This is a genomic window from Allobosea sp. OAE752 (genome assembly GCF_050433265.1).
GTDB lineage: Bacteria > Pseudomonadota > Alphaproteobacteria > Rhizobiales > Beijerinckiaceae > Allobosea > Allobosea spartocytisi.
This window is the reverse complement of the sequence record NZ_JBNPXO010000008.1, coordinates 237,428-257,594: the sequence shown is the minus strand read 5'-3', so window position 1 is coordinate 257,594 and position 20,167 is coordinate 237,428. Positions and strand designations below refer to the sequence as shown.

General features: G+C 65.8%; 22 protein-coding genes. 9 read left to right on the top strand and 13 right to left on the bottom strand.

The features are described 5' to 3' along the window. Nucleotides 1-457, top strand: a 457-nt coding sequence (locus GGC47_RS20705) for an autotransporter outer membrane beta-barrel domain-containing protein (protein WP_429068655.1), incomplete at its 5' end; no start/stop codon positions are given. A gap of 216 nt (nucleotides 458-673) precedes the next feature. Here GGC47_RS20705 and GGC47_RS20700 read toward each other — a convergent pair. Continuing rightward, on the bottom strand, nucleotides 674-1,996 hold the full coding sequence (locus tag GGC47_RS20700; protein ID WP_162719956.1) for an OmpP1/FadL family transporter: 1,323 nt from the start codon (nucleotides 1,994-1,996) through the stop codon (nucleotides 674-676). Nucleotides 1,997-2,421: 425 nt separating this feature from the next. On the opposite strand from GGC47_RS20700, the gene GGC47_RS20695 reads away from it, so the two are divergent. Continuing rightward, nucleotides 2,422-3,270 (top strand): fumarylacetoacetate hydrolase family protein, encoded by an 849-nt coding sequence (locus GGC47_RS20695; RefSeq protein ID WP_113254678.1) that lies wholly within the window; start codon nucleotides 2,422-2,424, stop codon nucleotides 3,268-3,270. Nucleotides 3,271-3,361: 91 nt separating this feature from the next. Here GGC47_RS20695 and argC read toward each other — a convergent pair whose 3' ends face one another. From argC to GGC47_RS20680, 3 genes are all read right to left on the bottom strand, one after another. Beyond that, nucleotides 3,362-4,297: an N-acetyl-gamma-glutamyl-phosphate reductase gene (gene argC, locus GGC47_RS20690; protein ID WP_112761895.1), complete on the bottom strand. Its 936-nt coding sequence runs from the start codon at nucleotides 4,295-4,297 to the stop codon at nucleotides 3,362-3,364. Between the two features lie 257 nt (nucleotides 4,298-4,554). After that, complete coding sequence (locus GGC47_RS20685) at nucleotides 4,555-5,106, bottom strand: hypothetical protein (RefSeq protein WP_142020729.1); 552 nt, start codon at nucleotides 5,104-5,106, stop codon at nucleotides 4,555-4,557. Then, complete coding sequence (locus tag GGC47_RS20680; protein WP_038368222.1) at nucleotides 5,107-5,385, bottom strand: hypothetical protein; 279 nt, start codon at nucleotides 5,383-5,385, stop codon at nucleotides 5,107-5,109. 334 nt (nucleotides 5,386-5,719) lie between these two features. Here GGC47_RS20680 and GGC47_RS20675 point away from each other — a divergent pair, with 334 nt between their 5' ends. After that, nucleotides 5,720-5,989: a hypothetical protein gene (locus tag GGC47_RS20675; protein ID WP_142020728.1), complete on the top strand. Its 270-nt coding sequence runs from the start codon at nucleotides 5,720-5,722 to the stop codon at nucleotides 5,987-5,989. 166 nt (nucleotides 5,990-6,155) lie between these two features. Here the strand turns inward: GGC47_RS20675 and GGC47_RS20670 are convergent, their stop codons facing one another. The 5 genes from GGC47_RS20670 to GGC47_RS20650 all read right to left on the bottom strand — a co-directional run bounded on the left by GGC47_RS20670 (nucleotide 6,156) and on the right by GGC47_RS20650 (nucleotide 10,565). Beyond that, the gene (locus GGC47_RS20670; RefSeq protein ID WP_113254687.1) at nucleotides 6,156-6,908 is read right to left on the bottom strand and encodes an SDR family oxidoreductase; all 753 of its coding nucleotides are present in this window, start codon (nucleotides 6,906-6,908) and stop codon (nucleotides 6,156-6,158) included. Between the two features lie 255 nt (nucleotides 6,909-7,163). Next, nucleotides 7,164-8,417 carry a hypothetical protein gene (locus GGC47_RS20665; protein ID WP_142020727.1) on the bottom strand — a complete coding sequence of 418 codons (1,254 nt, stop codon included), beginning with the start codon at nucleotides 8,415-8,417 and terminating at the stop codon, nucleotides 7,164-7,166. Nucleotides 8,418-8,910: 493 nt separating this feature from the next. Then, nucleotides 8,911-9,390 carry a 30S ribosomal protein S9 gene (gene rpsI / locus GGC47_RS20660; RefSeq protein WP_038368228.1) on the bottom strand — a complete coding sequence of 160 codons (480 nt, stop codon included), beginning with the start codon at nucleotides 9,388-9,390 and terminating at the stop codon, nucleotides 8,911-8,913. A gap of 2 nt (nucleotides 9,391-9,392) precedes the next feature. After that, nucleotides 9,393-9,854 (bottom strand): 50S ribosomal protein L13, encoded by a 462-nt coding sequence (rplM, locus tag GGC47_RS20655; RefSeq protein ID WP_038368231.1) that lies wholly within the window; start codon nucleotides 9,852-9,854, stop codon nucleotides 9,393-9,395. Nucleotides 9,855-10,148: 294 nt separating this feature from the next. Next, nucleotides 10,149-10,565 (bottom strand): PaaI family thioesterase, encoded by a 417-nt coding sequence (locus GGC47_RS20650; protein WP_081925676.1) that lies wholly within the window; start codon nucleotides 10,563-10,565, stop codon nucleotides 10,149-10,151. A 102-nt stretch (nucleotides 10,566-10,667) separates the two neighbouring features. Here GGC47_RS20650 and GGC47_RS20645 point away from each other — a divergent pair, with 102 nt between their 5' ends. After that, complete coding sequence (locus tag GGC47_RS20645) at nucleotides 10,668-11,483, top strand: enoyl-CoA hydratase (RefSeq protein ID WP_142020726.1); 816 nt, start codon at nucleotides 10,668-10,670, stop codon at nucleotides 11,481-11,483. An 89-nt stretch (nucleotides 11,484-11,572) separates the two neighbouring features. Here the strand turns inward: GGC47_RS20645 and GGC47_RS20640 are convergent, their stop codons facing one another. Then, entirely contained in the window at nucleotides 11,573-12,001 is a 429-nt protein-coding gene (locus GGC47_RS20640; protein WP_038368238.1) for a hypothetical protein, read from the bottom strand. A 151-nt stretch (nucleotides 12,002-12,152) separates the two neighbouring features. On the opposite strand from GGC47_RS20640, the gene GGC47_RS20635 reads away from it, so the two are divergent. After that, a complete protein-coding gene (locus GGC47_RS20635; protein ID WP_370954135.1) occupies nucleotides 12,153-12,683 on the top strand; it encodes a CoA-binding protein in 531 nt (176 codons plus the stop codon). A 15-nt stretch (nucleotides 12,684-12,698) separates the two neighbouring features. On the opposite strand, the gene GGC47_RS20630 is transcribed toward GGC47_RS20635, so the two are convergent. Further along, on the bottom strand, nucleotides 12,699-13,301 hold the full coding sequence (locus GGC47_RS20630; protein ID WP_133565623.1) for a hypothetical protein: 603 nt from the start codon (nucleotides 13,299-13,301) through the stop codon (nucleotides 12,699-12,701). A 245-nt stretch (nucleotides 13,302-13,546) separates the two neighbouring features. Here GGC47_RS20630 and GGC47_RS20625 point away from each other — a divergent pair, with 245 nt between their 5' ends. Further along, nucleotides 13,547-14,770, top strand: coding sequence for an FAD-dependent oxidoreductase (locus GGC47_RS20625; RefSeq protein ID WP_038368245.1), 1,224 nt, complete (start codon nucleotides 13,547-13,549; stop codon nucleotides 14,768-14,770). A gap of 72 nt (nucleotides 14,771-14,842) precedes the next feature. Further along, a complete protein-coding gene (locus GGC47_RS20620) occupies nucleotides 14,843-16,120 on the top strand; it encodes an O-acetylhomoserine aminocarboxypropyltransferase (protein WP_142020724.1) in 1,278 nt (425 codons plus the stop codon). Nucleotides 16,121-16,209: 89 nt separating this feature from the next. On the opposite strand, the gene GGC47_RS20615 is transcribed toward GGC47_RS20620, so the two are convergent. After that, entirely contained in the window at nucleotides 16,210-17,247 is a 1,038-nt protein-coding gene (locus GGC47_RS20615; protein ID WP_429068656.1) for a COX15/CtaA family protein, read from the bottom strand. 235 nt (nucleotides 17,248-17,482) lie between these two features. On the opposite strand from GGC47_RS20615, the gene GGC47_RS20610 reads away from it, so the two are divergent. Continuing rightward, a complete protein-coding gene (locus GGC47_RS20610; protein ID WP_038368252.1) occupies nucleotides 17,483-17,692 on the top strand; it encodes a DUF2842 domain-containing protein in 210 nt (69 codons plus the stop codon). Between the two features lie 14 nt (nucleotides 17,693-17,706). Here GGC47_RS20610 and GGC47_RS20605 read toward each other — a convergent pair whose 3' ends face one another. After that, nucleotides 17,707-18,759 carry a polysaccharide deacetylase family protein gene (locus tag GGC47_RS20605; RefSeq protein WP_142020723.1) on the bottom strand — a complete coding sequence of 351 codons (1,053 nt, stop codon included), beginning with the start codon at nucleotides 18,757-18,759 and terminating at the stop codon, nucleotides 17,707-17,709. A 129-nt stretch (nucleotides 18,760-18,888) separates the two neighbouring features. Here GGC47_RS20605 and GGC47_RS20600 point away from each other — a divergent pair, with 129 nt between their 5' ends. Then, the gene (locus tag GGC47_RS20600) at nucleotides 18,889-20,085 is read left to right on the top strand and encodes a GNAT family N-acetyltransferase (RefSeq protein ID WP_185747826.1); all 1,197 of its coding nucleotides are present in this window, start codon (nucleotides 18,889-18,891) and stop codon (nucleotides 20,083-20,085) included. Nucleotides 20,086-20,167: the final 82 nt, after the last annotated feature.

Genomic DNA, 20,167 nt, shown 5'->3' with positions numbered 1-20,167 from the left:
CTTCGGCGAGGTCGGCTATCGCATCGAGCTTGGTCGCGCCGCGTTTGAACCGTTCGCCGGGCTGGCCTATGTCAACCTGCATAGCGACGGATTCAACGAGACCGGCGCCGCTACCGCGCTCACCGGCCGGGGCGACGATACCGGCGTCGGCTATTCCACGCTCGGCTTGAGGGCAGCGACCAGCCTCGACCTCCAGGGCATGGCCGTGACGCTGCGCGGTGGCCTGGCCTGGCGCCACGCCTTCGGTGACGTCGATCCGAAGGCGAGGCTCGCCTTTGCCGGGTCCAGCACGTTCACCGTTGCGGGCCTGCCGATCGCGCGCGATGCAGCCATGGTCGAAGCCGGGCTCGATCTCGCCATCGGCCGTAACGCGACCCTCGGCGTGAGCTATAACGGCCAGCTCGCCGAGGATACCCAGGATCATTCCTTCAAAGGCGTGCTGGCCGTCAGGTTCTGAAGGCGTCGCAATACAGGCGCGGCCTGCGCCTCCGACGGGAACTCTCCAAGCGCCAGCGGTGCTCGGCGCAGTTGGAGTTGCTATCTGCTTAGCGGGAGCCGGAGAGGTCAGCCCCCTCCCATCGCCGACATGCCCGCCACGCGATGAGCTTGTCGCGGCCTCACAGCAAAAAGCCGGCCCGAAGGCCGGCTTTGCAAAGCTCGCGCGTGCGGCTGCTCAGTACTTGCGGACGACCGGATGGACCGGGAGCGTCTGGGCCGGGTCGTCCCAGCGATAGGTCAGGCCGACCGAGGCGATGTTGATGTAGGGCTTGGCATCGCCCGAGAAGAGCACCGCGCTCTGCTGCGGGTGGAAGCCGGTGTAGTTCACCTTGGCCTTCTTCACGTCGATGAAGGTGTAGCCGAGATCGAGCTTCAGCTTCTCCGTGACCTGGTAGCTCAAGCCCGCGGAGAGCCAGAGCCGGTCGTTGTCGGCGATGAAGATCGTGCGGTTGCGGTCGTTGACCGCCGAGAGTTCGTAGCCGACACCGGCCCGCAGCGTCAGCGCGTTGTTGTACTTGTATTCCGCGCCGAGCGAGAAATACCAGGCGTCGTCATACTGGAAGTTCAGGCTGGTGATCGGAACGCTGCCGGTCTTGCTGACGATCGGGATGTTGCGGAAGCGGCTCCAGTTCGTCCACTCGACGCCGGCATGGACCTGCCACTGGTCGTTGATGACCTGCGAGACACCGAACACCACCGAGTCAGGCAGGTTGAGGTTGGCCTTGACCGGGATGACGCCCGCAGTCGGCGCCCGGAAGGTGCCTTCCAGCGTCTGGCGCACTTCCGAGCGATAGGCCAGACCGATCGTCGTGCCCTGGAGCGGGGTCAGCGTCACACCGAAGCGGTAGCCGAAATCGATCGTGTTGCCTTCGATGATCACCGGTGCGGCGCTCGGGCCGATGCCCCCAGCCTGCTTCAGCGAGGCGTTGAAATACTGGACCTGCAGCGCCGCGCCGATCGCGAGCCAGTCATTGACCTGATAGCCGATCGTCGGCGAGACGTTGATGGTCTGCACCTTGGCGGAGCGGCCATAGATCTGCGCGGCATTGACCTGATGGTCGGGCTTCGAACGCAGGCCGTAGGGCGCGCCGGTGGTCACGCCGATCCACAGCCTGTCGGTGAGCTGCCAGGACGAATAGGAGGCGGGGATGAAGGCGCCGTCGCCGCCGAGATTGCCGGTGCCGTTCTGGATCGGGCTCAGCGGGAAGCCGGGCAGCGCCAACCGCGTCGAGGTATTGGGGTCGTAGGCGGCGTTGGCGTTGAGATAGGTGAAGTTCCAGTTGCTGTTGCGGCCCGGGAACATGGTGATGGTCGCCGGGTTCCAGGCCATCGCAGCCATGCCGATGCCACCCGAGGCCGCGCCGGCATAGGCCATGCCGAGGCCTTCGGCGCCCTGGCCGCTGCGGATCGCGAAGGAACTGGCGGAGGCCGCGCCCGCGGCCAGAAGAGCGGTCAGTGAAACCGAAGTGGCAGCGAGAGTGCGAGCAAGGCCCTTCATCGAATCCATCCCGTTTGTCGTTGTCCGAGGCGCTGCGGCCTCCCCTGATTCTGAGCATGACCCGAGCCGCCGGAGGCCGCAATCCCGCCGCGAACACCGCAAAACGGCCGCCTTGCCACCGCATTCGGCAGTGCAATCCGCAAAAAACGCTCAAAAAGGCCATTTTTGAAGGGGGCGCACCGGCTTCCGCCGAAAAAGGATCGTTCACATGCGAACTATTGCGGATTTTTGACGCCTTCGGCCCCCGGGCCCGCCACTGGGGCTCGCCGTAGCGTCATGTCGCTTTGCCCGCTCACGTTGCATTCGGGCAACAATTTTCCGGCCCTTGCGACGCAGGATCGCCATGCGCGATGATGGACTTGTCAGCAAGCGGCGCGTTCGGTCAGATCGCGCGCCATTTATATCGTTTGAATTGGGGAAATGCCTTGAAACTCCTTCGTTACGGTGCGCCCGGCCAGGAAAAGCCGGCCCTTCTCGACGCGAAGGGCGGGTTGCGCGACCTGTCCGGCGTCATTCCCGATCTCGCCGGCAAGGCGTTGACCTCGGCCTCGCTGGCCAAGATCAAGGCGCTCTCGCCGGAATCGCTGCCGCTCGTTTCGGGCTCGCCGCGGATCGGCGCCTGCGTCGGCGATGTGCACAACTTCATCGCCGTCGGCCTGAACTTCGCCGACCACGCCGCCGAGACCGGCGCCGAGATCCCGAAGGAGCCGATCCTCTTCAACAAGGCGCCGAACTGCATCGTCGGCCCGAATGACGACGTGATCATCCCGAAGGGCTCGACGAAGACCGACTGGGAGGTCGAGCTGGCGATCGTCATCGGCGATGGCGGCTCCTACATCCCGGAAGACAAGGCGATGGCGGCGATCGCGGGCTTCTGCGTCTGCAACGACGTCTCCGAGCGCGCCTTCCAGATCGAGCGCGGCGGCCAGTGGGCCAAGGGCAAGGGCTGCCCGACCTTCGGCCCGCTCGGCCCCTGGCTGGTGACGACGGACGAGGTCAAGGACATCCAGAATCTCGGCATGTGGCTCGAGGTCAATGGCGAGCGCGTCCAGAACGGCTCGACCAAGACGATGATCTTCGGCGCCGCCTATCTGGTCCACTACATCAGCCAGTTCATGCGGCTCGATGCGGGCGACGTCATCACCACCGGCACGCCTCCCGGCGTCGGCCTCGGCTTCAAGCCGCCGCGCTTCCTCAAGGGCGGCGAGGTCGTGACGCTCGGCATCGAGGGCCTCGGCGAGCAGAAGCAGAACTTCGTCGCCTATAAGGGCTGAGCATCCTGCTCCGTGGAAACGGAAAGGGCCGCGCAAGCGGCCCTTTTTTCTTTGGTCTTCTCTGTCGCGGACTTATCGAAGGCGTCCCGCCTCAGCCCTCGGGCAGGCCGAGCATCAGGCGGATGTTCTGCACCGCCGCGCCCGAGGCACCCTTGCCGAGATTGTCGAGCCGCGCGACCAGCACCGCCTGGCCGAGATCGTCCTGACCGAACACCCTCAGCTCCAGCTTGTTGGTGTCGTTCAGCGCCTCGGGCTCGATCTTGCCGCCCATGCCATCCTGCCCGAGTACGCTGACATAGGTCGAGCCGGCATAGCGCTCGGCCAGCACATGGTGGAGGTCGCCCACACTCGGCCGGCCGGGCAAGGTATCGAGATGCAGCGGCACCGAAACCAGCATGCCCTGCCGGAAATTGCCGACCGAAGGCACGAAGATCGGCCGCCGCGTCAGCTTGGCATAGGCCTGCAATTCGGGCAGGTGCTTGTGGCGCAGCCCAAGGCCGTAGAGCTCGAAGGCCGGGGCGACGCCCGTCTCGAACTCCTCGATCATAGCCTTGCCACCACCGGAATAGCCGGAGACGGCGTTCACCGCGATCGGATGATCATGCGCGATCAACCCGGCATCGACGAGCGGGCGCAGCAGCGCGATGGCGCCGGTGGGGTAGCAGCCGGGATTGGCGACGCGGTTGGCATTGGCGATCTTGCCGGCATGGCCCGGCTCGAGCTCGGCGAAACCGTAGACCCAGCCCGGCGCGATGCGGTGCGCCGTCGCGGCATCGACGATCTTGGGGGCCGCGGAGCCGAGCTCATCGGCCAGTGCGACCGATTCCTTCGCCGCCTCGTCCGGCAGGCAGAGCACGACGAGATCGACAGCCGCCATCATGTCCTTGCGGGCGGCCGGGTCCTTGCGCTTGTCCGGGTCGATGCTTTTGACCGCCACTTCCGGAACCGCCGCGAGGCGTTCGCGGATGCCGAGCCCGGTGGTGCCGGCTTCGCCGTCGATGAAGATGGATTTCAGATTGTGGCTCATCGGGACCCCCGGTGGCTGGGCAGGCAAGCTGGCTAAAGGCATAAAAAAACCGCGCTCGATGGCGCGGTCGCGGGCGTTCGGACTTCAGCCGAGCGTCATCGCGGGCGCGCCGGAGCGGCCTGATACGGGCGACGTCGGGTCACATGCGTGATCATGCTCGCGTATATGAGCCACGACGCCCGCCCCGTCAATCGCCGAGGGATGCCAGGCAAGCCCATCGCGCTCGGCGCCGACGCATATCGGCGGTCATACAGCCGTCAGGACGGAGACAGGCAGCGGGCGGTCGTCTTGGCCGCGGATTCGATCAGCCCGGCAGCCAGGAACCTCGCAGGGCGTTCCGCGCCGATGCGGATCTCGATCCCGTTGCTGGCCAGCAGCATCGATCCGAAGACGCGCCTGCCCTCCTCGCCGTCCAGGACGAGGCGCTTGTCTTCACCACGCCAGCTCTGGCTGATCCACGGCCCGCCATCGATGCGATAGGCGACCGCGTCAGCTCCCTCGGCCGGCCTCGGCACGAGCACCAGCTTGAGCTGCTTCTCGGCGTTGCAAAGAATCCCGAGCGTCAGATTGCGACCGGGATCGATCTGGGTGCTCATGTCCAGCTGCTGGCCGGTCTGCGGATTCTGCATCCGTCGGTGCATCCATACGCCGTCAAGCTCGGACTGCGCCGCCGCTCCGAATCCGCAGAAGGCCAGGACGGCGACCAGGCCTGCGGCTCTGCCGCGATGGAACCTCATGAAGCATGCCTCACCGGCCTGACCATGCCGACCGTGCCTGGCGATCGCCGCAGCTGTCCAGCATCCAGCCATTCAGCGACGGGCCGTGAACCAGACATAGAGGCACCAGGGCAGGATCAGCGCGAGGCCGCTGAGAACCAGGCGCAGCATCGTCCAGGCATTCGGATAGCTGAGGGCACGCCCGTCCAGCTCCGGCACGCTCTGGATGGCGCCGAGCGCGATCGCGGGTGCAAGGAAGACGACCAGGGCCCGGCCGATGCGGCGGCCGCGCGGCAGCTCCTCCCGCGCCAGCATCATCAAGGCGGGGATCGCGATCATCCCGAAGGCGATCAGGGTCAATAGAACGCGCATGGCAGGCCGGTCAGAACGAGGACGACCGGCTTTAGCACGGTCCGCCATCCACTTCAGCCTCACCCCCCGCCACGGCTGATCAGGCAGCGTCTCAAAGGACCTCTGCGCCACCCCGATCCGGCCGCTGCCGCTCCCCGGAAAGCGGCTGTCCGATGTCCATAAGCCTCATTATGATAAGCGAGCACATCATTGTGATCGCCGCCCCCGATTTGCCACGCGGTTTCAAATTAAAGCCACAGGATCGTCTTTTTCCGGAGAGCATCCTGCAACTGTCCCGGCGAGCTCCGCGGGGGCAAATCGTGCTTATCTATCAAGAACATAGTCGGAGGGTACTATGAGCAAGACACTCGCTGCCGCAGCGTTCGGCCTGGCCTTGGCCATCGGGAGCATCGCCATTCATTCGCCAGCTTCGGCCGCCGGCACGCCAAGCGAACGGGCGCAGAACAAGCTCGCCCCGCAACAGCAGCAGGAGCCGCAGGAATACCCGAAATACCATGACCAGGCGACGGACGCGTATTACTCGCCCGGCGTGAAGGCCAATCCCTGCCACTTCACGCAGGCCAATATCGACGGCGTGATGAAGCAGGTGGAGGTCTGCGACTGAAGGTTACCGCACGTCCTCCCGCCATCCGACACCTCCCTTCACGAGAGCGACGATCGCAACGGCGAGGAGCAGACGCCTAGACTTCCGACGCCGGCCGCACATTGCCGGCGTTCTTTTTTGCGTCGGAGGCTGGCAGCGGGCTACCTGAACGCCCCGATGCCTCCGTTCAACGCCCGCCGGAAACCTTCAGGATCACGCCCGTCGTGTAGCGCGACGCCTCCGACAGCAGGAAGAGCACCGCTTCGGCGATTTCCTCGGGCGTCGCCGCGCGCTTCAGCGGAATCAGCGGCGCGATCCGGGCGACGCGGCCGGCCTCGCCCGTCGAGAGCGCGTGGATCTCGGTCTCGGTGATGCCGGGCGCGACGGCGTTCACGCGGATGCCCTGGCCCGCCAGCTCCTTGGCGAGTCCGATGGTGAGGGAATCGACCGCTCCCTTCGAGGCCGCGTACCAGACATATTCGCCGGGCGAACCGAGCTCGGCCGCGACCGAGGAGATGTTGACGATCGCCCTCCCCTTCGCGCCGGCATTGGCGATGAGCGCGCGAGCGGCCTCCCGCGCCACCAGGATCGCGCCGGTGACGTTGATGTCGATGCATTCCCGGATCACCTCGGTGCCGGCGTCGACGAGCGCGCTCGAACGGCCTGTGATGCCGGCATTGCTGACGACATGGCTGAGCGGGCCGAGCGCGGCTTCGGCCCCGGCGAAGACGCGCAGGATGTCGGCCTCGCGCGCCATGTCGCCCTGGACCGCAACCGCCTTCGCGCCAGCGGCCTCGCAAGCCTTCACGACGGCGTCGGCGGCTCCGGCATTGCTCTGGTAGTTCACCGCGACATCGTAGCCACGCTGCGCCGCCATGATGCAGGTCGCGGCACCGATGCCGCGGCTGCCGCCGGTGACGAGAAGAACGGGGCGGGTCATGGCGGGCTCCATTCAAATCGGCGTTCGTTCACAGCCCTCATCCTGAGGAGCGAGCCGAAGGCTCGTGTCCCGGAGGATGCTCCAGATGGCTCCGGAGCTCGCTGGAGCCTCTCTCGAGACGCCGCCGCGCAATTCCTCAGGATGAGGGATAGAGCGAGATGGGAGGACACTAGAAACGAAAAGGGCGGCTCTTGCGAGCCGCCCTTCCGCATATCGGGATGACCGGAAACGATCAGCGCTTGGAGAGCCAGAATCCTACATTTCCAAATGGCGCGTGACGCGTTCGAGCCAGATCTCGTGCCAGAAGATCAGTTCGTTCTGGGGGCATAGCCCGAGATATTCTCCCGTCGCGGCCACGCCCGCCAGGACAACGCAAGCGCTGCCCATCGACAGCATTTTCCCGCTGGCCTCGTCGACAATGGTTCGCACCACCGACGCGACGCGAAACTCCCCGCCGCAAAACCGATGCATTTCGCGATCGAACCACAGCCCGCGATTTTTCGACACGTGATTCAAGGTTTCTTCGATCTGCCGTCGCGTCTTCACGCGCACGATCTCTCCCGGCTGGAGGTCGAGCACTTCCTTTGGACTGGTCTTGCGGTCTGTCGGCTCGCGGTAGGGCGCCTCGGCACCGCGGAGTTTGCGCTGCACGGTGTTGAACAGCGCGAGCGCGACGGCCACGATGAAGGGGCCGAGCCGGACATTGCCCGAACGCAGTTCACGCCAGTAGTGCCTCGGGTCGCGCCAGCTCATTCGTGTCGTGGCCGCCGGCAGCTCGGTCATCTGGCAAGCATACCGCTCCTCGCCATCGGCCGATCTGGCCTTCGTGTAGCTGTTCAGCCACAACGCGTCGGCCGCTTCCGGTGCAGGCAAATCCGCCTCGGCGCTGTCGCTCGGGACGAGCCAAGCCTCTTTCCAGATGAGTTGACAACCAGCCTGGCAGCCGCCGTGTCCTGCGCCGTCGCACCGCAATTCATCCAATAGCACCGCATCCTGCAAACGCCGCAGATGGGGTGCCGTGGCGCCGTAATAATGGTGGATCTTCTCGACCCGTCGAAAGACGCGGAGACGTTTTCCGCAGTGGCCGATCATCTCGGGCATGAACGGCAGACCGTCCAACCGGCCTTCGTCATCGAGTGTCGCCGCGATTTCCGCGAAGGGCCGGACCTTGACCCACTCGCCCGGCCAGAGCCGCAAGCGTGCCGGCGAGCCCGGAAGCAGGCTTAGCAGCTTCCGTCGCAGGTGAACGAAAGCACCGGCGGCGCATTCGCGCGGGCGCTTGGAGTAGTAGGGTTGGCCGCGCAGTTCCATCGCGTCACGGGACAGACCGATGATCCCGCCAAGCGCGACGAGGCCGGCAATGGCTGCGGCCGCCAAACAAAACGCGAAGAACAGGATCGTGACGAGCCAGGGAACAGCGAAAGCCGCAATTCCCGTCAGTATCGCGAGAACGCAGAAGGTCGATGCGGCGACAGTCGTCCTTTGATAACTGTTCCGATTGTTCGACATCCGGCTGGCGCCCCCGTCACAAACTCATTTGAAATTTCACTTTTGAGATCAATCGTGCATCTATACTTAATTCATCACCGACATAAATGGATCGCGACAAATTACTGAAATTTCAACCTATTATATTCCGTAACTGACTGCAAGCTTCCGCCTTATAGAAACCCGATTTCGATTGCCTCTTCCTGTCTGCGAAAGCTGAATCACCTATAAAATTCGGTCGAACTTGCTGCCCGCCTTTCCCAAGGTTATTCCATCTTTCCTTCCCGCAAATTCTCGGTCGTATTGACGCGCCCGACTGAATTCCAGTCAGCGACAAGCCTGGCCCATCGCACAGGAGAGGGACCGTGCGGCGCAGCCGTTTCCGTGCGGGAGATGTCGAAAACCGAGGCCGGCCCCCCTGCCCCGTCGGGGCGTCAGCGAGCCCGCGCGAACAAAAAAGAGGGCTGGCATTTCTGCCAGCCCTCTGAATTTGAAACTCTTTTGAAGAGCGTAATCAGCGCTTCGAGAACTGGAAGCTGCGGCGGGCCTTGGCCTTACCGAACTTCTTACGCTCGACGACACGCGAGTCGCGGGTCAGGAAGCCTTCCTTCTTGAGCGGGCCGCGAAGCTCCGGCTCATAGAAGGTCAGCGCCTTCGAGATGCCGTGACGCACCGCGCCGGCCTGGCCGGAGAGGCCACCGCCCTTGACCGAGACGACGACGTCATACTGCGTCACGCGATCGACGAGCTGCAACGGCTGCTTGAGCACGAGGCGCAGCACCGGACGGGCGAAGTAGATCTCCTGATCGCGGCCGTTGACGGTGACCTTGCCAGAGCCGGGCTTGATCCAGACGCGGGCGATGGCGTTCTTGCGCTTGCCGGTGGCATAGGCGCGGCCCTGCGCATCGACCTTCTTGACGTGGACCGGAGCTTCCGGCTGGGCGGGCTTGGCGACGTCGCCAAGCTGGGAGAGGGACTGAAGAACCTCGGCCATGGTCAGACCCTCTTGTTCTTGCTGTTGAGCGCGGCGACGTCCAGCGCCTCCGGCGACTGGGCGGCGTGCGGATGCTCGGCGCCCTTGTAGACGCGCAGATTGCCGAGGATCTGGCGGAAGAGCGGGCCGCGCGGCAGCATGCGCTCGACGGCCTTCTCGACGATCCGCTCAGGGAAGCGACCTTCGAGAATGAACTTGGCAGAGCGCTCCTTGATACCACCCGGGAAACCGGTGTGGTGGTAGTAGTTCTTCTGTTCGCGCTTGCGGCCGGTCAGGGAGACCTTCTCGGCATTGATGATGATGACATTGTCGCCGCAGTCGACATGGGGGGTGTAGGCGGCCTTGTGCTTGCCGCGCAGACGCATCGCCACCACGGAGGCGAGACGGCCGACGACGAGCCCGGAGGCGTCGATCACAACCCACTTCTTTTCGACATCGGCGGGCTTGAGCGAGACGGTCTTCATCGCGGCACCCTTCGGTTGCGTTAAAAAGGACAAGCCGCCGGAGAGCCCGGCGGCGGTGTGGGTGTGGCAATAGGGGCGGGAAAGCCTGCTGTCAAGCGCTCCACGCGGCGCCCGAACGAGGAAAACGTCTATTTTTCAGATACCTGAGAAAATCGGTATTATGATACCGTATCCCTGCCTGCCGACATGCCCGGGCTTGACCCGAGCATCTCCGGACGAGAAGGCGCCCCACCCGTCACGAGATTCTCGGGTCTGCGCTTCGCTTCGCCCGAGAATGACGCTGCCAGCCCCTTCTCAACGCGCCGCCGGAATCGAATAGGTCCCCGTGGCGTGGCAGACCATCTCGGCCTCGCCCTGCGAATAGAGGCCGACCTCGCCCACCGCCAGCCGCTTGCCCAGCTTCAGGAGCTTCGCCTCGCCGATCAGCGCCGCCTGCCCCGGCTTGCGCAGGAAGTTGAAATTGAGGCTCGTCGTCACCGCCAGTGCCACCGGGCCGATCTGGCCGAGGATCGCGGCATAGAGCGCGAGATCGGCGAGCGCCATCATCGTCGGGCCGGAGATGGTGCCGCCGGGGCGCAGATGGCGCTCGTGATAATCGCAGCGCATCCGGGCCGTCATCGGCCCGATCTCCTCGACGAAATAAGTGCGCCCGCCATGGTGAAGCTGCGGAAAGACCTCGTCGAGATAGGCTTCGATCTCGGAGGCGGTCATGCGAGGCGTCATGCGGAAAACCACAGGCTGAGGCGGGTCTTATCCCCTTGCAGCATGGCCGATGCGCTCCGACAATAGGCGCAAATGCGGAAAGGGAGCGCCATGAACGCCCACCACAAGCCGGACAGCGCCGCCGTCCTGCTGCGCGAAGACGCCAAGGGCATCGCGACCCTGACCCTGAACCGTCCGCAGGCGCGCAATCCTCTGAGCGAGGCGATGCTGGCCGCCCTGAGCGAGGCCTTCACCGCCATCGCCGCCGACCGCTCGGTCAAGGTCGTCGTCATCGCGGCCGCCGGGCCGGTGTTCAGCGCCGGCCACGACCTCAAGGAAATGACGGCCCATCGCGCCGATGCCGATCGTGGCCGGGCCTATTTCACGGACATCCTCGGGCGTTGTTCGGCCATGATGCAGCAGATCACCGCCCTGCCCCAGCCGGTCATCGCCGCTGTCGAGGGCACCGCGACGGCCGCCGGCTGCCAGCTCGTCGCGAGCTGCGACCTTGCGGTCGCGGGCAGCGAGGCGCGCTTCTGTACGCCGGGCGTCCATATCGGGCTGTTCTGCTCGACGCCGATGGTGGCGCTCTCGCGCAACCTTTCGGCCAAGCACGCGCTGGAGATGCTGCTGCTCGGCGAGATGGTGCCCGCCAGCGAGGCGGCCCGCATGGGCCTCGTCAACCGCGTCGTACCGGCTGGCGAGGCGCTGGCGGAAGCGGGCCGGCTCGCGGCGGCGATCGCCTCGAAATCGCCCGCGACAGTCAAGATCGGCAAGCGCGCCTTCTACGAGCAGCGCGAGATGGGTCTCAGGGCGGCCTATGACCACGCCTCGGCCGTAATGGTCGAAAACATGCTGGCGCGCGACGCGGAGGAAGGCATCGGCGCCTTCATGGAGAAGCGGGCGCCGCTATGGGAGCAATCCTGAACCTGCCGAGGCGCGCTGCGGGACCGAAAAGGGGCATCGCGACGGTGACCGACCGACCGCGATGCCGAGTGTGTCCGCACAAGGCGCGCTCAGAAGATCATAAACGGCTGCCGCACCTCTTCCGCCGGCATGGCCCGTTCCTCGCCTTCCAGCTCAGGCGTGGCCGGGAGCTGCAGCACCGTGAGGCGCTGCCCTTCCACGAGATTCGTGACCTTCAGGATCTCGCCGCTCGGCAGCTCGAGCGCATCGTGGTGGAGATGCGGCTTGTCGAGATCGACCTGACGGAAGCGCGCGACCCTGGCCGCGATCTTCCGGCTGGGCAGCAATCCCAGGCCACGATCGCATTCGATATCGGCGTGGAAGGCGAGCTCGGTCCCCGGCATGACGCAGACGGCGACCTCGGGATGCCCGACGGCGCAGAAGCCGCGGGTGCTCGCATTCGGGAAGCTGGTCGAGACCAGTTCGTCGCCGACCTTGGCGGGAGTGGACATCACATGATGCAGGCTGTAGTCGCACATGGCAGGCACTCCTTTCTTCGCAGCAGGCTGGCCGGGCCTATCCCGTGCCGCCGCCAGTAAAGCATGAAAGCATGGCGAGGCTGTGATGACTCCGTCTTCACCCGCAGAACCAACAAACTGATATCGTTATGCTTTCTTGGGGCGCCGCACGTTGAACCACGATTCCTATGACGATGCGCTCATCCGCCGCATCCTGCGCGAAACGAAGCGGATCGCGCTGGTCGGCGCCTCGGCCAACGAGGCGCGGCCGAGCTGGATCGTCACCAAGTACCTGCTCGCACGCGGCTACGACGTCGTGCCCATCAATCCCGGCCTCGCCGGCCAGACCATCCTCGGCAAGACGGTCTATGCCGCGCTCAAGGAGGTTCCCGGCCCGATCGACATGGTCGAGATCTTCCGCAACTCGGAAGCGGCCGGCCCGATCACCGACGAGGCGCTGGCGCTCGACCCGCTGCCGAAGGTGATCTGGATGCAGCTTTCCGTGCGCAATGACGAGGCCGCCGCGCGGGCGGAGGCGAAGGGCGTCACCGTCATCATGAACCGCTGCCCCAAGATCGAATATGGCCGGCTTTCCGGCGAGATCGGCTGGCAGGGCATCAATTCGCGCATCTTGTCATCGAAGAAGCCGGCCCTGGCCGGCAAGGGCTTCCAGAAGCTCACGATCGACCGGCCGGGGACATAAGCGTCCAGCGCGGCTTCAAGGGGCGGACAGGCTCGTGGCGATGCGAAGCGCCAACGCCGTCTGTCCATTTGGCCGGTAGAAGGTATTGAACGAGGCCTTGTCCATCAGTTCGGCGGCGCGAGGCGTTCCCATCTCGGCATAAAAGGCTCGGGCGCGATCGCTCCCCTTCTCGCTGAATGTGTGGCCTTCGACCCGCCCGCCATCGCGATGAACCGGGTGGAAGCCGAGCCCGTTGCGGGCGCTCATTCCCTCTGCAACATGGTCGCCATTGACGTAGTGGCGTGTGACGCCCGCGACGAAGACGAAGGTGCAGGCGCTCGAGCAGGCTGCGGCATCGGCATCGACGACGGTAGCGATGCCGGCCTTTCGGACCATTCGGGCGATCGCGAAGGCCGGAGCGACCTTCCCGCCGCCACTCGACAAATAGAGCACGCGGATCGGCTGCGGCCGCGGCTTTTCGAGAAACGCCTTGAACGCCGCGTCGTCACCCATGATGAACGGACCGGTCAGCGTCGCCACAGCACCCTTGTCGGAGAGCCAGACGGCCCGAGCCGGGCTGGCAAGCCCGACGAAGCTCGCAGCAAAGCCTGCCAGCACCAGCCCATATCGCGCAGCCATCGTCTGCCCCCCATGCCGTGACGGAACACTCCGCTGGGGCGCTGCGGCTGTCAATTCCAGATCATCGGCCTGAATATCCTATTCGATCCGATGACCTAATCCTTTGATTTCGCATCGACTTTTCCGGGAACCGCGCTCCACTTTCGGACCGACGCTCTAGAAGGAGCGGCTGCACGGCTGTGCCGCCATCGCTGTCGAGCTAAGCTGGTGCGCTCAAAACACCGGCCGATGCGTGAGGACAGACCATGCGCGAGCTCGCCACAACCTGCTGCATCGCCGGCGGCGGGCCGGCGGGGATGATGCTCGGCTTCCTGCTGGCGCGGGCCGGGGTCGATGTGACCGTGCTGGAAAAGCACGCCGACTTCCTGCGCGATTTCCGCGGCGACACCATCCATCCCTCGACGATGCAATTGATGCAGGAGCTCGGCCTGCTCGAGGATTTCCTGAAGCTGCCGCATACCGAGGAACGCAGCATCGTCGCCCGTTTCGGCGACAAGGACGTGCCGATTGCGGATTTCAGCCATCTGCCGGTGGCCGCGCCCTATATCGCCTTCATGCCGCAATGGGACTTCCTCGATTTCCTGGCGGATCGCGGCCGTGCCTTGCCGCATTTCAAGCTGCTGATGCGGGCGAAGGCGACCGGGCTGATCCGCTCGGGCGGCCGCGTCGCCGCCGTCACCGCCGAGACGGCCGAGGGCGAGGCGACGATCTGGGCCGATCTCGTCGTCGCGGCGGATGGGCGCCATTCCGATCTCCGTCAGGCCGGGGGCTTCACGGTGCGCGAGATCGGCGCGCCGATGGACGTGCTCTGGTTCCGGCTGTCGCGGCGCGAGAGCGATGCGGGCCAGACCTTCGGGCAGGTCGGGCGCGGGCGCTTCGCTGTGATGCTGAACCGCGGCGACTACTGGCAATGCGCCTATGTCATTCCGAAAGGCACGCTGGAAAAGCTCCACGCCGCCGGCCTCGGCGCCTTCAGGGCCGGCCTCGCTGAATTGTTGCCGATCGTCGCCGACCGCGCTGAGGAAATCGCAGGCTGGGACGACCTCAAGCTGCTCTCGGTCGCGGTCGACCGGCTCGAACGCTGGTGGCAGCCGGGCCTCATCTGCATCGGCGATGCGGCGCATGCGATGTCGCCGATCGGCGGCGTCGGCGTGAACCTCGCCATCCAGGACGCTGTCGCGGCCGCCAACCGGCTCGCCGGGCCGCTGCGCGATCGGAGCGTCCGCAGTGAGGATCTCGCTGCAGTGCAGGAGCGCCGGAACTTCCCGACCAAGGCGACGCAGGCCCTGCAGGTCGCGATCCAGAACCGCGTGATCACGCCGATCCTCGCCGGCAGCGGCCCGGTGAAGCCGCCTCTCCTGCTCGAGCTGCTGCGCTGGTTCCCCCTGCTGCGGCGCATCCCTGCCCGTCTGGTCGGCATGGGCTTCCGGCCGGAGCATATCGGGCCGGAGCTCGCGCCGCGCGGCTGAATTGACGCTGTCACAGGCGTTCGTTAAACCGAACGCATTGTCTTGCATTCAGAAGATTTCAGGGAGCACGCCATGACCGACCGGATGCCCGGCTTCAATACGCTCGCAATCCATGCCGGGGCGGCCCCCGATGCAGCGACGGGCGCGCGCGCGACCCCGATCTACCAGACGACCTCCTTCGTCTTCGACGATGTCGACCATGCCGCCTCGCTGTTCGGCCTGCAGGCCTTCGGCAACATCTACACCCGCATCGGCAACCCGACGAACGCCGTGCTGGAAGAGCGCGTCGCGGCGCTGGAAGGCGGCACCGCCGCGCTCGCCGTCGCCTCCGGCCACGCGGCCGAGTTCCTGAGCTTCCACGCCCTGTTGCAGCCGGGCGACGAGTTCGTCGCGGCCCGGAAGCTCTATGGCGGCTCGATCAACCAGTTCAACCACTCCTACAAGAGCTTCGGCTGGAACGTGATCTGGGCCGATTCCGACGATATCGAGAGCTTCGCCAAGGCGGTGACGCCGAAGACCAAGGCGATCTTCATCGAATCCGTCGCCAATCCGGGCGGCGTCATCGTCGACATCGCGGCGATCAGCGCCATCGCGAAGAAGCACAACATTCCGCTCATCGTCGACAACACCATGGCGACGCCCTATCTGCTGCGCCCCTTCGAGCACGGCGCCGACATCGTCGTGCATTCGGCGACGAAGTTCCTCGGCGGCCATGGCAACTCGATCGGCGGCCTCATCGTCGATGGCGGCTCGTTCAACTGGGTCGGCGACGACCGCTATCCGATGCTCTCCAAGCCCCGCCCGGAATATAACGGGATGGTGCTGGGCGAGACCTTCGGCAATTTCGCCTTCGCCATCGCGACGCGCGTGCTCGGCCTGCGCGACCTCGGCCCGGCGCTCTCGCCCTTCAACGCCTTCATGCTGCTGACCGGCATCGAGACCTTGCCGCTGCGCATGCAGAGGCACTGCGAGAGCACGCAGAAGGTCGCAGAGCATCTCGCCAAGCACCCGGCCGTCGAATGGGTGAGCTATCCCGGCCTGCCCGGCGACAAGTATCACGAGCTCGCCAAGCGCTATGTGCCGAAGGGCGCGGGCGCGGTCTTCACCTTCGGGCTCAAGGGCGGCTACGACGCCGGCGTGAAGCTGGTCTCGAACCTCAAGCTGTTCTCGCATCTCGCCAATATCGGCGACACGCGCTCGCTGGTGATCCACCCGGCCTCGACCACCCACCGCCAGTTGACGGACGAGCAGAAGGTCGCCTCGGGCGCCGGCCCGCAGGTGGTGCGGCTCTCGATCGGCCTCGAGGATGTCGAGGATCTGATCGCGGATCTGGATCAGGCTCTGATCTGAGCAAAGCTGTCATTCTGACGAAAAGGGCGCTGGAAACGGCGCCCTTTTTGTTTGAGCGATGCTCGGGTCAGGCCCGAGCATAACGTGCCTCATGCCCGCGAGACCTGCCTTGTGCGCGTGACGTGCACCACCGCCATCGCGAGCACGGCGAAGGCGAGCGCCTGATGGGCGAGCCCGGCCCAGAGCGGCACGAACAAAAGCAATGTCGCGACGCCGAGCGCGGCCTGGGCCGTGACCATGCCGGCAATCGCCGTCGCCCGCTTGGCCGCGCTCGATTGCGGCGCCTTCCGCTTCAGCCACCAGAGCTGCCAGAGCGCGAAGGCGAACAGCACATAGGCGCCGAGGCGGTGGTTGAACTGCACCAGCGCGACATTGTCGACGAAGTTTTCCCAGAAGGGCTGCTGCGCGAAGAGCAGCGAGCCGGGCGGCACCACCGCCCCATCCATCAGCGGCCAGGTGTTGAAGGTGAAGCCGGCTTTCGAGCCCGCCACCAGCCCGCCGAGCGCGATCTGGACGAAGGTGAGCAGCAGCAGGAGCCAGGCCATGGCGGCGCTTCCGGCCGTCTCGGGCCGGCGCAGCGGCGTCAGCCAGGTGGCGAAGGCGACGACCGAGGCGAAGAACAGGCCGGCGAAGGTCAGGTGCAACGTCAGCTTCACCGGCGCGACGGCGACCATGCCGGGCTGGAGCCCCGAGGCCACCATGATCCAGCCGATCGCGCCCTGCAGGCCGAGCAGCAGCCCCATGCCGAACAGGATCGCGAGCTGACGCCCCGGCAGGAGGCGGCGCAGCGCCACGACGAGGAAGCCGGCGAGGAAGACGAGCCCGATGAAGCGGCCGAGCTGGCGATGGCCCCATTCCCACCAGTAGATGAACTGGAATTCGCCGAGGCTCATGCCGTTGTTGAGGATCTGGTATTGCGGGCTCGCCTGGTATTTGGCGAACTCCTCGGCCCAGGCCTGCGTGGAAAGCGGCGGCAGCGCACCGGTGATCGGCTTCCATTCGGTGATCGAGAGGCCGGAACCGGTCAGCCGGGTCGCGCCACCGACGACGACCATCAGGAAGACGAGCCCCGCCACCGCCCAGAGCCAGCGGCGGATGCCGGCATGGTTCGCAGCCAGGGCCGACATGGCGGTCTGTTTCACGGCGAGGGTCACGGAACGGCCTTAGGGTGCGGGATCGAGGATGGAGCGCTTCACAAGCACGGTCGGCGGTGACATAGCGCGAGCGAAGCAAATTCTGGTCGCAAAAGGGGTGCCCACTTTTGCGGAACATGCTTTAGACCCGTCGCGAAAAGGCGACAATGCCCGCATTGCCGCAGGAGCGGCCAACCCGAAACGCCGAACCCCGGCGACAGAGAGCCCGATGAGACAACGCACGCGCAAGCTGGTCGGAACCGTGGTGATCCTGGTCTTCGTCTGCGTCTACGCGCTCGTCGCGATGGCGCTGGCGCAGGGGCGGATCACCGAGGCGCCGAAGCTGGTGCAGACATTCGCCTATATCGCGCTCGGCCTCGCCTGGGTGCTGCCGCTGCTGCCGCTGATCAAGTGGATGGAGCGGCGGGACGAGGTTTGAGCGCGACCAGGCTGTTACCCGATAGCGAGCCGCCGCCCCCGGTTCCGCAGCCAGAACGGCAATCCCGAGAGCAGCGCCCGCAGCGCCGCCTCGTTCTGGTGCAGCCCGTTGAGCGAGACGCGCGGCAGGGCGTGGAGATGGTTCACATGTTCCGGGAAGAGATGGCCGGGTCGCGTCGTGACGGCGCTGGCAAAACCGGCCTCTTTCGCCAAGCCGAACTCCCGTAGCCCGGCCGAACCGGGATCACCGACGGGATAGGCGAAATGGCGGATGGGCAGGCCGAACTCCGCTTCGAGCCGTGCCTTGCTCGCGACGATCTCGCGGTGCGCCGTCTCCGCATCGTGCTTCGCCAGCATCGGATGCGTCAGCGTATGGGCGCCGATCGTGATGCCCGGCGCGCCCGAGAGCGCCCGCAGCGTTTCCCAGGGCAGGCATTCGCGCTCGAGTAGCGCGGCGGCATCGATGCCGGCCTGCCCGGCCAGATCGGAAATCGCTGACAGCAGAATCGCTTCCGGCCCCTTGCGCAGACGCCAGTAGAGCTTGGCGAAGGCCCGGTTCTTTTCCGCATCGGTTTGCGTGCGGGCGGTGAAGCGCCCCTCCGGCAGCGCGAGATCGAGGCGCGGCAGGGCGCGGATCGCCTCCTCCAGCTCCAGCCACCAGAGCCGCGCCGTGCGGTCGGCGAAGCCCGGCGTGACGAAGAGCGTCCAGGGCGCGCCATGCTTGGCCAGAACCGGCCAGGCATGCTCGACATTGTCGCGATAGCCGTCGTCGAAGGTCAGCGCCACGAAGAAGCGGCCCTGCTTCGGGCTCTGGAGCCGGGCGACGGCCTCGTCGAGCGAGACGAGCTCGTAGCCCTCGGCGCGAACCAGGCCGAGCGTGGCGTCGAGGAATTCGGGCGTGATCTCCAGCAAGGCGTTGGGCGTAAAGCCGCGCGGCACAGCCGGGCGGACATGGTGGAGCGTCAGGATCACGCCCCTGCCCTGAGCGAAGCCCCTGCCCCAGCGGTCGGCGCCGAGCGCCACCATCATCCTGAATGCGGCCGCGATGGCCCTGTGACGCCCGTTCATCGCCTGTCCATGCAACCGCCCGCTAACGCTATCGCGCGATCGCGCCGCGAAGAGACCGATCTTGACCGATCCGTTCACAATGCCGGGTTAAGGAGGCAATCGTCCTGTCCTGCTCGCGAGGCACGGAGCGTGTCGGTTCCTGTCCATTCCCCGGATGCCCGCCCCTGGGCATCGATCACGATCGCGACCGATCTCGCCGGGATTGCGGCCGAATGGCGCGCCTTCGAGGCGCGGGCGCTGGTCACGCCCTATCAGGCTTATGGCTGGGTCCGGCCCTTCGTCGAAACGGTCGGCGCGGCGCATGGCATGGACTGCCGCTTCGCCCTGCTGCGAGACGCAACGGGGGCGCTCTGCGCGCTGCTGCCCCTCGTCCTGACCCGGCGCAGCGGCATCCGCTTCGCCGAGTTCATCGGCGGCAAGCACGCCAACTACCATATGGGCCTCTATGACCCGGCTTTCGCCGCCGGGCTGGATACCGAAACGGCAAGGCTCATGCTTGTCGAGGTCGCTCGGGCCATCGGCGGGCTCGATGCCCTGATCTTCGTGAACCAGCCGCCACGGTGGCAAGACATCGCCAACCCGGCTGCGCTGCTCGCGGCCGCGCCGAGCCCGAGCCGAGCCTACAAGCTCGCCCTGATCGCCGGCGATGGGGAAGCCACGCTGAGGCGCTCGATGAGCAGCCACGCCCGCAAGAAGCTCAAGAACAAGCGCAGCCGCTTCGCCGATTTCGGGCCCAGCTCAATGACGCTGGCCCGGACGCCGGCCGAGATCGAGCGGGTGATCGACGCCTTCCTGCAGCAGAAGGCCGAGCGTTTCCGCAGCATGGGCGTGCCCGACCCCTTCGCGGAACCGGCGATGCACGCTTTTCTGGCGCGGGCGGCGGCGGGCGACGGCGACGCGACGCCGACCATCGAGCTTTACTCACTCGACCTGAACGGCCGTTCCGTCGCGACCTATGTCGGCGCGGTTCAGGGAGGCCGCTTCTCCGGCATGGCGACCTCCTTCGACATGGCGAGCGAGACCATCAAGACCAGCCCCGGCGAGCTCCTGCTGGCCGATCTGATCCGGCTGAAATGCGACGAAGGATACGCGGTCTTCGACCTCGGCATCGGTGAGGCGCGCTACAAGACGACCTTCTGCGACGACCATGACGATCTCGTCGACAGCTTCCTGCCGCTGACGCTGAAGGGGCGCCTGTTCGTACCGGTCGCGCAGGCGAAGCGGGAGCTGAAGCGGCGCATCAAGAATTCGCCCGCCGCTCTCAAGCTGGCGCAACGCGCCTCCGGCTGGCTGCGCCGACCGAAGACTGGAGCCGTGGCGGATTAGGGCCGATCGACATTCAGGATTCGCTTCAACCGAATGAAGCACCTCCGTCGCTTTGCTGCGCGCTTTGACCGAAGAACTCTTC